Origin of the sequence: Pseudomonas brassicacearum, from assembly GCF_918698105.1 — a bacterium.
GTDB lineage: Bacteria > Pseudomonadota > Gammaproteobacteria > Pseudomonadales > Pseudomonadaceae > Aquipseudomonas > Aquipseudomonas brassicacearum_F.
Genome location: NZ_CAKKMI010000076.1, coordinates 1 through 13,251 on the forward strand (window position 1 = coordinate 1; position 13,251 = coordinate 13,251).

The following is a 13,251-nucleotide window of genomic DNA, read 5'->3' on the forward strand; positions in this document are numbered from 1 at the left end:
TGCTGCTCTGGGCGTTCGGTCGCTTCATGGTGTCTTCCACGCTACTGGGTTGGGTCTTCCTGGCGCTGGCTTATGTCTTGAGCAGCAAGGCCAGCGAGAAATCCAGCGCCGCCGGGATGGCGTTGGGTGTGTGGTTTCTCTTCGTATTGGTATTCGACCTGGCATTGTTGGCGTTGCTCGTGCTCAGCAAGGGCCGGTTCAACCCGGACCTCTTACCGTGGCTTCTGCTGCTCAACCCCACCGATATCTATCGCCTGATTAACATCTCTGGTTTCGAGGGCAGCGGTAATGCCATCGGTCTCATGGCATTAAGCAGTGATTTACCGGTGTCGATTTCGGTGCTCTGGCTCTGTTTGTTGTTCTGGGTCGGCGCTTCGATGTTGCTGGCTTATTGGTTGTTTCGCCGTCGGATGACTTGACTCATTATTCTCGAGGCTATTGCAATGAACACACTCAACCTTATTGCTGTCCGCATCTTGGTCGTCATAACGATCGGCTTGGGTTTGTTGGCATGTAATGATCGCGCAGAAGAAAAGCAAACCCTTGCGCCGACGGCTTTCCATAAGAGCGACGAGTGTCATGTCTGCGGCATGGTGATTGCCGACTTCCCAGGCCCCAAGGGTGAAGTCGTGGCAAAAGGTTCAGTCAAGAAGTTCTGTTCCACCGCAGAAATGCTTGGCTGGTGGCTTCAGCCAGAGAATCACCTCACTGAGGCGAAACTGTATGTGCACGACATGGGCAAAAGTACTTGGGAGAAGCCCGACGACCATTACTTGATCGATGCCACCCAAGCCTACTATGTCGTCGGGACCCGGCTCAAAGGTTCCATGGGTGTGGTCCTGGCGTCATTTTCCGAGGAGGCCGCCGCGCGCAAGCTGGCCAGCGATCAGGATGGCAGAGTATTGCGATTTGAAGACATCGATTTAACGCTTTTACAGCAAACGCCTGCGCTGTAACTGAGCCGCTTCCCTGAGTAGGGCTGTCTGAGGAACTTACCGAACCGACTCGCAGAAGAGAGCTGGACCCACTTCTGCGATTTTATTGGCGGTCGGATTGCGGTACCTTGCTTTAGCAAAAATTATTTGAGCGTCAAGATCCAGTCTGCCAACGTTTTCGCTTCTTCGTCGGTTACTTGGTTGGCCGGCATTGGCGCGGCGCCCCATTTTCCAGAGCTACCTTCCTTGATGCTTTTTACCAGGGTGGCCGAGGCATCAGCTTGTCCGGCATATTTAGCTGCGATCTCCTTATAACTAGGACCGACTAGTCTCGCTTCGATCATGTGGCAGCCTACGCAGGGTTTGCTCTTGAACAGTGCTTCGCCATCAACGGCTTGGGCTGGTTGAAGGTTCAGCAAAGTGCCAAGGATAAAAAGATGCATAAGTTTTTTCTTCATTTTTTATTTCCTCATCTGGGTGTGCTTTGCTAGTACCGCTTGTCAGTAATCTGTATCGTTTTAATCAATCAATACAGCATCCGCGCGGGTCAGCTTCGGATGCAGTGGAAAGTGTAGTTGAGGCTCCGAGATTTTCAATAAACTTCTGTAGGGATTTCTGAGTATCTCGACTGAGGCATTCACTTTTATGGTGGGATCGCTGCAGTTGGTCGTTCAGATATGTGACATTTTAGCGAAGCTCGATGTTCGGTACGATTTGTTAGTTTTGTCAATGTCTCCCAAAATCATCATCCAGGATCAAGGTTTTTTGCCGAAAATATAATTATAATTCAGTGGGTTGGATGCTAGCGTAACTCAAATTTCGCTTCGGATTTTGTGCTGAAAGTTTGTGGTTGTTCAAAGGGTTGGAATCAATGGCGTATGGTATAAATTTAAATTTTGCAGCCGTCGGTTATTTAAGGAGCTAAAATTCAGGCGAGCGTAGGGTGTTGAATTCAATGGCTGGTGTAATGACAGGAGTGATCAATTGCCGATAGGAGTTCGCCCATTGAACCCAACTGTTTTTTCACACCGTCTGAATTAGCTGAAGGAAAGATGCATGGTGGTGGCATGCGCTAGGCTCAATTAGCCGAGATGATCTGTTGTTTTTTTTGAAGCCGATCTGGTGATTGCAGACCGGCATCGATAAGCTGGGAAAGAACAAAAACACTCAGTGCGATTGGTTGGCCTGACAACTAAAGTTGCCGCAACAATGCAAAAGCCTGCTTCATTTGATCTTCACTAACGACGAACGCCCGCAGCCCCCCTGCCATGTCAAGCCCCTTGGCTACCAAGCCCTGTGACTCAAGGCTGATCTGCCATTGCAAGTCCTTACGGCTGGTCTCTCCGGCCAGGTGCAGCGGCATTTCCGGGGTCTTGATCTTTATCAGCATCGCCGGAAGCTTCACTTGCTCGTTGCCGCCGAGTGCGTTACGCGCCAAGGTCATGGCGCTTAATTGAATAGGTTGCAGAAACGGCAATAGCTTGCCCTGGATTTGCGCGCAATCGCCAATGGCGAATATGTGTGGATCAGATGTACGCATGCAATCATCAACGTCAATCCCACGATCCACCCGCAGTCCAGCCTGCGTTGCTATTGTCGTATTGGGCTTCAACCCGACAGAGGCAATGATCACATCGGTGGTAATTTGCCGGCGATTGGATAGGGTTGCCAACAGGCTATCGTCTTTCTTTTCAATGGATTCTAAAGACTGGTTGAATACCATTTCCACGCCCATCTGGCATAACCGGTGCTGCAGGCGGCTACTCACCTCGACAGGCAACAACGACGCTAACAGGCTGCAGGCTTGATCCACCAGTGTCACCAGCTTTCCGGCCCGATTCATATCCATGGCCAGTTCACTGCCAATTAAGCCTGCCCCTAATATCAACACGCGTTGCGCCGCTCTCAGAGCATGTTGCGCATGACGGTATTCTTGTTGACTGTTCAGTGTCGCCATCCATTCGTGCCCGGGAATCGCTGGAACTATGGCTTGTGCGCCCATGGCAAGAATCAGTTTGTCGTAGCTAATGGTTTCGTTACCCACGCTAATACGCTTGTTCAGGCGATCAATTGCAGTCAGATGGCGATCAGCATTAAGGGTCAGCCCATACATGTCGGCAAAGTCCACCGCAGATTGGCGAGTCATGTCGTCCGCGGTCTGATTAAGACTGATGACGTGACTCAGGTCAGGCTTGTTGTACTCGTCGCAACTGTCTGCGGCGAGCAACCGAATGGGCACCGCTGCATCGAGCTTGCGCAAGTTCTTGACGACCTGACGAGCTGCGAAGCCAGAGCCTACAATGACAATTTCCTTGTTCATTTCGCCTCCGCAGCAAGCTCATCGAACACCGATTTGCCCATTGAGCATTCAGGGCACAGGAAGTAATCAGGAACGTCACACCAGGCGGTACCGGGCTGCACGTCTTGCATAGGTTCGCCAATCGCAGGGTCGTAACACCATTGACAGACACTGCACCGCATGCGCGGGCCGCTGTCTGAAATCGCTTCTACCGGGGCAGTTGCCGTGACTGCGGGGCTCGTGAGACATGCGTGTGTAGGTGGATTCAACGCCCATTGCATGGCTATTTCGCGCCCATGGGCGCGGCAAACCTCAAGCGAGTCACCGTCCGGTCGCCACTTGGCTTTGAGCGCCAACGTGGTTTCAAAACCCGCATCCATCAAGCGCGTCTGAATACGGTCTACCGCTCCGCCATTCCAGCCGTAACTGCCAAACGCCGAAGCCTTTTTATTACGAAAACGCAGCCCGGTTATTTCTTCCAGGAGGGCGGCTACCTTTGGCATCATGACGTTGTTCATGGTGGATGAGCCGACCAAAACGCCTTTTGAACGGAATACATTGGTCAAGATTTCATTTTTGTCGTGGCGCGAGACGTTGAAGATCTTCACCGCTACACCTGGATCGACTTCGTAAATGCCTTGTGCGATGGCGTCTGCCATCATGCGTGTATTGTTCGACATGGTGTCGTAGAACAGCGTGATGCGGTCTTCTTGATAATCCGCCGCCCATTCCAAGTAGCGGTGCACAATCTGCGTCGGATTATCTCGCCATACCACGCCATGAGCAGTGGCAATCATATCGACCGGCAGATTAAAACCGAGGATCTCGGTAATTTTGGGAATGACCAAGCGACTGAATGGCGTGAGAATGTTGGCGTAGTAGCGTTGGCATTGTTCGAACAGTTCATTTTGATCCACTTCATCATTGAACAGGTGTTCGTCGCAGTAATGTTGGCCAAAGGCGTCGTTGCTAAACAGTACGGCATCACCAGTCAAGTACGTCATCATGCTGTCCGGCCAATGCAGCATTGGTGTTTCCACGAAAATCAGCTGTTTGCCATTGCCGATATCCAAGGTATCGCCGGTATGTACGACGTTGAAATTCCACTCTGGATGATGGTGATGACCGTTGATCGAGTCCACGCCATTGGCGGTGCAATAGATCGGCGTATGGGGTATCAGTGCCATCAACTCTGTCAGCGCTCCCGCGTGGTCCTCCTCCGCATGATTGATGATAATGTAGTCCAGCGTGTTCAAGTCTATTTCCATCGCCAGGTTCTGTATGAATTCCCGGCTGAACCTATGATCGACGGTATCAATCAGTACGGTCTTTTCTTCCCGGATCAGGTAGCTGTTGTAACTGCTACCTCGATGGCATTTGTATTCTGTGCCGTGAAAGTCGCGCACTTCCCAATCGCGCTGGCCGACCCAATGAATGTTGTTTTTTACGTGAATAGACATGTCCTTACCTCGGTATCGAAATGAAGTTCTATACCGGAGGAGGGCAACGTTCGTGCCATGTCTTAACCTATTGATTTATAAGTAAAAAATAAACTATGCTTGTCTTTATGACAAAGTCCAATTACTGTCCATATGACTAATTTATTGTCAAAGTGACAAAGCCATGAGTCTCTCCGTTGAATCCCTCACAGGCATTGCTATCCAGCTGCAAAGCGGTATGTCTCATCAGGACCGCTTTCAACGTCTGATCAATACCTTGCGCCAGTTGCTGGGTTGCGACGCCTCTGCCTTGTTGCGTTATGAACAGCGACAGTTTCGTCCGCTGGCGATTGACGGTTTGGCGCCAGATGTACTGGGGCGCCGCTTCAGTCTTGACGCACACCCGCGACTGGAAGCCATCGCTCGTGCCGGTGACGTGGTGCGCTTTCCGGCAGAGAGTCACTTGCCCGACCCCTATGACGGACTGATACCAAACCAGCAAGATCTCAAAGTGCATGCCTGCATTGGGTTGCCTTTATTCGCGGACCAGACATTGATTGGAGCGCTGACGATAGATGGCATGGACCCGTCGCAATTCGATCACTTCAGCGACGAAGAGCTGCGGTTGGTAGGAGCCCTCGCTTCTGCTGCATTGACCAATGCGTTGTTGGTGGAACAACTGGAAAGCCAGACCATTACTCCTCCCTCCGTCAGTAGCATCCCGGCGGGTAAGCCCTGTACCGAAATGGTAGGGCTCAGCGACGCAATGCAACAGTTGAAAAGAGAGATCGAGATGGTGGCGGGTTCCGACCTGAACGTTTTGATCACTGGGGAAACCGGAGTCGGTAAGGAATTGGTGGCCAAGGCCATACATGAAGGTTCATCCCGCTCTGGTAAGCCAGTCGTCTATCTGAACTGCGCTGCGCTGCCGGAGTCAGTCGCCGAGAGTGAGTTGTTCGGCCATGTAAAAGGGGCGTTCACAGGCGCTATCCATCATCGCACCGGTAAGTTCGAAATGGCTGATAACGGCACATTGTTTCTCGACGAAATCGGTGAGCTGTCGCTGAATCTGCAAGCGAAACTGTTGCGGGTATTGCAATACGGTGATCTGCAACGGGTCGGTGATGATAACGTCCTGCGGGTCAACGTACGGGTGCTTGCCGCGACCAATCGAGATCTGAAGCAGGAGGTGTTTAACAATCGGTTCCGTGCGGACCTGTTCCATCGTTTAAGCGTATTTCCTGTCCATGTACCACCACTGCGTGAGCGTGAGCAGGACATCACGTTGCTAGCTGGCTTCTTCTGTGAGCAAAGCCGGGAGCGCATGGGGTTGAAACGGGTGGCTTTGGCTGCCAATTGTCTGTCGTGGCTCAAAAAGTACACGTGGCCAGGAAATGTGCGCGAACTAGAGCACGCGATTTATCGAGCGACAATCATTGCTCGAGCAACCCAGCAAAGTGACACACTGCTGCTTGAATCACAGCATTTCAATCAAGTGCTCGAGCAGGTCGACATGCCGCCTGTTGCGCTGGACGTTCCCTTCCTCAAAGTGGGCCAGGGACTGCGGGATGCGACGGATGACTTCCATCGTCAGCTGATTGAAAACACGTTGAAAAAGTGCATGAGGAACTGGTCTGCTTGTGCTCGAATGCTGGATTTAGACGTGGCCAACTTGCACCGACTGGCGAAGCGGCTTGGTTTGAAATAGTAATCCCTGCCGGTCTGGGCTATCCAGCCAGAACCCAGCGCTGATTGAAGGGGCGGCTGCAGGTCAATGATGTTGCCGCTGACCCAAAATTTTTTTCAGTAGTCCCCCCCTCATAAAGCTGGGCCCAATACAAATCTCCACCAGCCGGCCGGTCACCCCGCAAGAGCCCAGTTACTTCAAGCAGTCGGGCGAATTTGGCAGCGCTCACGATCATCAATGCGTTATTTAGATCTTCTGACCTGCTGCTGTGACATCGTCCAGGGCGCGCCCAATAAACAGTCATATTGACTAAGCCTTTGTCATTGTGACTAATTTTTGGTTGGGTCATGATGACTATTTCTATTCTAACTATTTGATATGTAACAATAAAATTATTGGCCCGCTTTGTGTATTAAGTAATGCAATTAACGTCAATATGAAAGGGCAATGTTATGACTCGTTCAATCGCGCTTGGTTTTACCATGTACCTAATGCTGGTTCCGTTGTGCCAAGCAGACCAGGTAATCCGTGAAGTTCCCGACACAACCGCCGGCAAAGGCTTCGGCGCCTTGACGGGACTGATGGTTGGAGCGGCAGGTGGCCCGATAGGTATATTAGTCGGCGCAGCCGGCGGTTTTTTTGCAGGCAGCGCGTTGCAGGCAGGGATTGGAAAGTCTGAAACCGCTTATGAAGTGAAAAACGCGCAAGGCGAAATAAGTACAGTGCGCTCACCCAATGCGAGTTTTGCAGTGGGGCAACAGGTAACGCGTAAAGGTGCTCGTTTGGTGGCATCCGACGAGTAAGAAAAGCTTAAACAGTTTCAGGTGATAAACTAACTCCTTTTAGACCCGCTTGCGGGTCTTTTTTTGGTGCGCCCAGCATGGGCGCAATCTTGTGGGTGAAAGTCCCGCCGTAAGCTGACCACAGCGAATGAAGTGAAGCGCAACTGCATGAGGGCGACCGAGTGTGGGGAGGAAGCGTGGAGCGAAGCCGTGAGCCGATGAACAAGAACCGGATATAAGGCGAAGCCGACCAGGGTGAGCGGGCGATGTCACCGCGCAACCCCGGCACTGATGAACTGGTGGCTTTCGGCGGTTACGACGCCACTTACAACGTCGCCAGTCGCGGCAACTTGTACGTGGCGGATGTGAGCTACGACGTTGGCGGCAAGTACCTGTTCGATCAGATCAGCGGTGTACAGCTGTACGCCAACTACAGTGCCTTCGATAAATCCGCAGACGATTTCAAGACCTCGCAACGGATGATTTTCGGCACCTCGTTCTCCCTCAGCAAACTGTGGATCGCCACGGAATGGTTGTACGGCAAGAATGATCCGGTCATCGGTGGCAGCAGCCTTACCCAGAGTCTGGGGGCTGGTGGTAGTGATCAGTGGGAAAACCAGTTGTATATGAATATCGGCTATTACTTCTGAGTTGGATTTTCTGGGCAACAGCCCTGACTCTTGTTCCCAAGCAGCCTCGCTCCCACTAGTTGAACGCATAAACTGCGGGAGCGAGCCCGCTCGCGAATGTCCCAAACAACATTTGCATCTGCCTCATGAAGCGATTGGCTAAAGAGAACGGATGATGGGTGACATAGACGCACTGAAACATTCTACGGATGCTCGCGTAGACCCGATGGCAGAGCTGGGAATCATGCCTCTGGTCCTTGATACCCCTCCAAAACAAGTCCAGAATCAAGTCTTTCCCTGCTTCGGCAAGAAAAGAAACCCTTTAGATTTCAATGGGTCGGACGCCAGATACGAGTCTCGTTTCCGCTCCAATTATTTTTCTATAGACTTCCATTGAAGTATGTAGAAACCAAAAAAAGAGGCTTCGGCCTCTTTTTTTGTTCCAGTAAAGTCCATTCTGATACATCAATAGCCACGATTTTTTAGTACATTATTTAGTACATCATTTCGGCATTTGGTAAATCGCTTTTTCGTGGTACTTACCTCACTGGAAACCGTACAAATCTCCTCTATTCAAACGAGACGGAGATTGTAAGATGGCTCTCACCGACACTGCAGTCCGGCATGCCAAACCCCGTGCAAAGGACTACACCCTCCCTGACTACAACGGCCTTGCCCTTTTCGTAAATACCAAAGGCGCCAAGTGCTGGCACTTCCGCTTTTCCTGGGCGGATAAGCAACCCCGTATTTCGCTCGGTACCTATCCTGAAGTTAGCTTGCGAGATGCTCGTGCTCTGCGTGATGTTGCGCGGGCACAGGTCGCCAGGGGCATTGATCCGCGTGTCCATCGGCAGTTGGAGCGTAATGCCAGGCGCCTGGCCACAGAGAACGCCTAAGAAACGGTTGTTCAGCATTGAAAGTGGTACACAAAGTTGAGCATCGTGTTTCTGGTCGTGGGTCTCGATAGGCCGGTCGGACCCAGAACCTCCCACTTCAATTGGCAGTCGAATCGGCTGACAGAGGGCCCTCAAGTTGAGGTGTAGAGGGCGACGCCTTACCTTCGTCGTTTATGGCCAGTTGAACCGTTGGGCCAGGTCGGTGATCAGTTGTTGGGCAGGTGCAACTGGACCTCCATGGCGTCATGAAGGAGTCGGACGACCTCGATCACGTCGTCGTTTACCACGCGATAGAACACGACATGGCGCGGGCTTCTGACCGTTCCATGGGGGTGTTTAGCCTGCTAGCGTGAGTAGATGAGGTAATAGCTGCAAAGGCCCGGTGCAAGCTCATCGCGGTCGTGGGGCGTGTCGGCGATAGCGTGTAATGCGGAGAGGATCAGCGCCTGGTAGCGCTGGCGTGCTTGATCGCCGAACTGCGTCTGGGAGAGTGTGAGGATGTCGACAATGTCGGCGCGCGCCGCGTTGGAAATCCGATATTGCGGCATGCTCAGTATTTCTCGCGCGCGAGGGGGTGGCCTCCAGGCTCAAGCCCTCGATGTAGTGCTCCAGATCCCCTTCGTTCAACTGAGTAAAGCGCCCGTGCTCAAGGTCCATGATGCCGATCGAGGTCGCCTGACGCAGGGCCTCAATTTTGGCAGTGTCTTCGGCGACGCGCTGTTCCAATAGGCGAAAACCTTCTCGCATCACTTCACGTTCGAGTCCTGAATTGCGGCGCGGGCTCTGGAACGCGGAAAAGCTTGTGGATTTGATAGCCATAATCGAAACGACGAGAAGCTTGGTCGCGGAGTGATGCCACGATGAATTGTGGAAAAATTTGGGCGTCACAAATCAGATTGATGCTGTCCATCGTGTAGAAAAACGGTTTGTAGATATTCAGTTCCCTGACCATCGCCAGGAAGTGATCCCAGTTAATACCCGCCTCCTTGGCCAATTTTGCGATATCAAACAGGGGGGTAAGCTTGGTGGAAAGTTTTAACGCGACGTCCAGGTAATACAGCAATGTGCTATGCCAGAGGGCATCGGCAGGTGTCAGGCAATGGAGATGACTTAGGGCCACCTTCGATTCGCTGAAAAAACGTTGACTAGGTATGCCGGCGACTAGCGAGTGGTGGAAGTTTATAGCCACGATGATTTTCGAATCAGTCGGGGTTACGAACGTCGGATGTATATACGCGTTGGTTTGCAGAGTTCTGTGATCCAGAAGCGTCTGGTCAGGCGTGAACGAAAATGCTTTCGCTACTTTCGCAATTTGCACGGAATCTCGGGCGTAAGCCATGGTACGTTCTGTATCTGTCAGAGGGATCAGCTGCCCGGTGAGCGTATCCATTTTGCTTTCTTCATAGCCGAACTTCGCCAGGGCTGACTGCCAGGCCCGCCAGTCCTGTCGATCGATGTAAACGTCAATATCTCCACGCCTACCCATGACATGACCTTGATGTATGCCAAGGGTGTAGTGGGCGCCCTTGGCCAACAACAGTGGCAGGCCTTCGTCTCCGGAAATAGTGGACAGTAATTCAATCGCCTGCTTCTGCCGGGTCCAGATGCTGTTCGCCAGCCCTGAAGCGCTCGTGATGTTGCCTGTCAGAAGAGCATGTACCCCTTCCACACGTGTGCGCTGAAAGTAAGCCTCATCCTGCTCGGCACAAGAACGGGTAAAGGGCGCGCTTTCAATATAGGCGCGCAACAACGCCATCCCTGTCACATCGGCTTGGTGATCCATGGGCTTACTCTCCAGTTGAACATGCAATGTAGGTGACGAACACATGGGCAATGACTTGCGGTGACCCGTTCTCGGAGGAAACCGTCCAGCGCCAGATCTGAGCCAATCCACAGGCATTTGCCTCAGCCACGCGAATATTGTTGTAGTGATTACGGCTACCCAGCCACTGCTCCAGTATTGTGCAGGGCGCCCCTAGCCCTCTGGCGACACATTCACGGACGTGTTGCGCCTCGGGCAAGACCTGCAAAACTCTGTCGGTCGGACCCAGGCCATGCTCACCACGATGAGTCATCTCCAGTTGACGGGCCATAAAGTGCGTATGACGCAGAGCTACCTGATCGAGTACAGGCAGCCGTTGTTGAGTCGATAATCCGGACGATGACCGGTATTCATTGATCAAGTCGAAGAGAACGCAGGATCTGGGAGCGTCACCAAGCGGCTCGATGGGTAGTCCGAGTCCGATGACGCTGATATGAGGTGAATTTTTGGAGGCTAGGTCTAAATACCCAAGCTGGTTGGCGTCCAAGAAATGAATATCATCGATCACGAAAACCGTATGCCGATTTTGTACGCGGTTGGCGGTACGCATCAGTTGGTTGTACATCCGGGCAAATGGTGTCTGGTGTGCTGAGATGATGACCATGTTGATCTGCGGATGTGAGGTAGCCCATCGTTGCGCTGCATTTACTGCTTGGGTTTTTCCGGTTAAAGGCGCCGATCTAATCAGAAGATCGGCGTGTGGGCTGTACTTAAGGTGCTGTAACAGCATTGAATCAAGATTACCGCCCATAAGCACTTTCCGATTTCGTTGCATATATCAGTCTGATCGAGCAGATCAATGTCAAAATCATGATAAGGCTCGAGACCAAGGGAATCAGGCCTTTATCGGGCGCAAGTCCGCTGACAAAAAACGGTCCTGCCGCCTGGGCAATCATGCTAAGACTTAAGTAGGTTGAGAAAATGGGCCCACGACCGCTGCTGGGAATTGAAGTCAGGAACGAAGCGTAAAGGTTGTTGGTGACGAAGGCGAAGAGAAGGGAATTGAATGAGATCGATATCACAATGATGACGATGCTTGAGCTTTGCATCATGACGAATGTCAGCAGGAGCAAAACGATTGCAGCAATATTGAGTTGATTGAGGTAAGGCTTGTAGCGTGCATTGATCTTTGGCGATATCCAGAACAGAAACGCGGCACCCAATAGCGCGCGTGCGGCGCCAAAGAACCCGAAATACTCATCTTTCCAGCCGGGTACACCCGTTAACCATAATGGAAAAGTCCGATAAAAACCTTCATTGCCGATAGTTAGAAGCATCAGCATGAGAATCAGGCAGAAAGAGGTATCAGTAAAGAAAATTCGTTCCGAAAGCCGCCATTTTCGAGTATCTTCACGATATTTTTCTTTTGCATCTTCGGCTATCTGATGATAGTTGGCGGAAATGAAAGAAATCAAAAAAAATAAAGAGATAAGACAGAACAGGGTTGAAAATGCAAAGATGACACGGTAGCCGAGAGGCTCTATGGGAAGTACCAGAATGATGACCGATCCCAACACCGGCGCAAGACAGGCGCCAAAAGACCGGGCCGCATTGTATTTAGACATCTCGATCGTCAGGTCAAGGTGACGACTGACGCTGGTGATTAATAAATCAACCGTTCGACCCAGTGAGCTGCCGGCGCCAGTCAACAGGCGACTTGTAATAGTCAGAAGCAGCGAGGGCATCAACGTCAGAACCAGGTAACTCAATGCGTGGAAAATCATCCCTGAACTGCACGTGTGTGCCGCTCCCAATCTCTTAGTCAGTGCGCCAAGAAGATTGCCTACCGTTAACTGAACCGCAATGGGTAGTGCCAATAACAATGAGATGATTAAGCTACTTTGAGTGACATGAGACAGATACAGTACAAAATAGGCACCAATGATTTGTCCGCTGGCGCGGGAAAAAAAAGCATACGCATAGAGCCGATATTTTTCATCCATAAAGTGCCTGATTCATCCTTGTGAGAAAAGTTGGTACACGCCACGCCCTAGAAAATTTAACATGGGTACATTCCAGATGTGTGTCAAGGCTTAATCACAATCAGTTGATTTTGAGCTTGTGCGTACTTCGCTCGCAAGCGAACGGTTATAACTGTACAAATGATTCGATCACATCTCGAGAATAAATTATCTGGCTGGTGCCACATGTATTCAAGACCGACGGAAGAGCGAGCGGTTTTATTCGCGCCAAGCAATTGTCGCTCCTAGAGGGAGTCAAGAAAGCACCGTAACCTGATGGGAATCTTACTAGCTGGTATCATCAATAGAGTCCGAGCGGAAATATATTGCCTTGGCAGAACCGTAGACCAGAAAAATCATTGGATCCAATTATTTTTCGAAAATTTGTTATTTAATTTTTAAATTTTACATGATGGCGATTTGGAAAAACCGTTGAAAAACATAGGAATATAAGCCAATGGATGTTGGTGTGATGAGTGATATTTTGCTGGTGACTGATTTTTTCTAGTTGACATGATTGTGTGTGTGATTAATTTTGAGTACGCAACAACAAAGTCACAAACCAAACTCACGTCACATTCACCAGGAATAAAATCATGACTGAGAATACAATCGGTAAGCATCTTGCAGGTGCTGCAGTTGAAGGTCAGGAAGTCACTCTGACCGTCGAAACTCCATTTGGCGAGAATGTTGTCACTCATCTCGTCGTCCCGTCGGATGTTGCGGATAAGCGCTATGTTTCCGTAGGTGGTGGCGGTGGTGGTGGCTGGCACGAAAAAGTTAAATAAGTACCGGTACGTC

At 51.1% G+C, this 13,251-nt stretch carries 12 protein-coding genes and 3 pseudogenes; 7 read left to right on the forward strand and 8 right to left on the reverse strand.

Annotated elements, in window-relative coordinates; genetic code table 11:
* Both LQ215_RS23645 and LQ215_RS23650 read left to right on the forward strand, forming a co-directional pair.
* The coding region (locus tag LQ215_RS23645) for an ABC transporter permease subunit (protein WP_230152820.1) at positions 1-419 on the forward strand (419 nt) is incomplete at its 5' end.
* Between the two features lie 24 nt (positions 420-443).
* Positions 444-956, forward strand: a complete 513-nt coding sequence (locus LQ215_RS23650) for a nitrous oxide reductase accessory protein NosL (protein WP_169865727.1) — start codon at positions 444-446, stop codon at positions 954-956.
* Positions 957-1,078: 122 nt separating this feature from the next.
* Here LQ215_RS23650 and LQ215_RS23655 read toward each other — a convergent pair whose 3' ends face one another.
* The 3 genes from LQ215_RS23655 to norV all read right to left on the reverse strand — a co-directional run bounded on the left by LQ215_RS23655 (position 1,079) and on the right by norV (position 4,694).
* Positions 1,079-1,393 carry a c-type cytochrome gene (locus LQ215_RS23655; RefSeq protein WP_013692879.1) on the reverse strand — a complete coding sequence of 105 codons (315 nt, stop codon included), beginning with the start codon at positions 1,391-1,393 and terminating at the stop codon, positions 1,079-1,081.
* A gap of 734 nt (positions 1,394-2,127) precedes the next feature.
* Positions 2,128-3,255 (reverse strand): NADH:flavorubredoxin reductase NorW, encoded by a 1,128-nt coding sequence (norW, locus tag LQ215_RS23660; RefSeq protein ID WP_013692880.1) that lies wholly within the window; start codon positions 3,253-3,255, stop codon positions 2,128-2,130.
* On the reverse strand, positions 3,252-4,694 hold the full coding sequence (gene norV / locus LQ215_RS23665) for an anaerobic nitric oxide reductase flavorubredoxin (RefSeq protein WP_013692881.1): 1,443 nt from the start codon (positions 4,692-4,694) through the stop codon (positions 3,252-3,254). The genes norW and norV overlap by 4 nt, the downstream gene beginning before the upstream one ends.
* Positions 4,695-4,857: 163 nt before the next feature.
* On the opposite strand from norV, the gene norR reads away from it, so the two are divergent.
* The 4 genes and pseudogenes from norR to LQ215_RS23685 all read left to right on the forward strand — a co-directional run bounded on the left by norR (position 4,858) and on the right by LQ215_RS23685 (position 8,667).
* Positions 4,858-6,381, forward strand: a complete 1,524-nt coding sequence (gene norR / locus LQ215_RS23670) for a nitric oxide reductase transcriptional regulator NorR (RefSeq protein ID WP_230152821.1) — start codon at positions 4,858-4,860, stop codon at positions 6,379-6,381.
* Between the two features lie 431 nt (positions 6,382-6,812).
* Positions 6,813-7,163 carry a hypothetical protein gene (locus tag LQ215_RS23675; protein ID WP_013692885.1) on the forward strand — a complete coding sequence of 117 codons (351 nt, stop codon included), beginning with the start codon at positions 6,813-6,815 and terminating at the stop codon, positions 7,161-7,163.
* Between the two features lie 245 nt (positions 7,164-7,408).
* Positions 7,409-7,792: pseudogene (locus tag LQ215_RS23680) on the forward strand (hypothetical protein); the annotation flags it as partial.
* Positions 7,793-8,367: 575 nt separating this feature from the next.
* Positions 8,368-8,667 (forward strand): Arm DNA-binding domain-containing protein, encoded by a 300-nt coding sequence (locus LQ215_RS23685; protein ID WP_230152822.1) that lies wholly within the window; start codon positions 8,368-8,370, stop codon positions 8,665-8,667.
* Between the two features lie 206 nt (positions 8,668-8,873).
* Here the strand turns inward: LQ215_RS23685 and LQ215_RS29555 are convergent.
* The 5 genes and pseudogenes from LQ215_RS29555 to LQ215_RS23715 all read right to left on the reverse strand — a co-directional run bounded on the left by LQ215_RS29555 (position 8,874) and on the right by LQ215_RS23715 (position 12,432).
* Positions 8,874-9,215: pseudogene (locus LQ215_RS29555) on the reverse strand (type II toxin-antitoxin system RelE/ParE family toxin).
* 25 nt (positions 9,216-9,240) lie between these two features.
* Positions 9,241-9,420 (reverse strand): annotated as a pseudogene (locus tag LQ215_RS23700) (type II toxin-antitoxin system ParD family antitoxin); the annotation flags it as partial.
* A complete protein-coding gene (locus LQ215_RS23705) occupies positions 9,419-10,567 on the reverse strand; it encodes a nucleotidyltransferase family protein (RefSeq protein WP_356642403.1) in 1,149 nt (382 codons plus the stop codon). The gene LQ215_RS23705 and the pseudogene LQ215_RS23700, both read right to left, overlap by 2 nt.
* Complete coding sequence (locus LQ215_RS23710) at positions 10,455-11,240, reverse strand: CAP domain-containing protein (RefSeq protein WP_230152823.1); 786 nt, start codon at positions 11,238-11,240, stop codon at positions 10,455-10,457. Before LQ215_RS23710 ends, LQ215_RS23705 begins: the two co-directional genes overlap by 113 nt.
* A complete protein-coding gene (locus tag LQ215_RS23715; RefSeq protein ID WP_230152824.1) occupies positions 11,230-12,432 on the reverse strand; it encodes an MFS transporter in 1,203 nt (400 codons plus the stop codon). Before LQ215_RS23715 ends, LQ215_RS23710 begins: the two co-directional genes overlap by 11 nt.
* 614 nt (positions 12,433-13,046) lie before the next feature.
* Between LQ215_RS23715 and LQ215_RS23720 the strand changes: the two genes are divergently transcribed.
* Positions 13,047-13,238, forward strand: coding sequence for a hypothetical protein (locus tag LQ215_RS23720; RefSeq protein WP_230152825.1), 192 nt, complete (start codon positions 13,047-13,049; stop codon positions 13,236-13,238).
* The last annotated feature ends 13 nt before the right edge of the window (positions 13,239-13,251 follow it).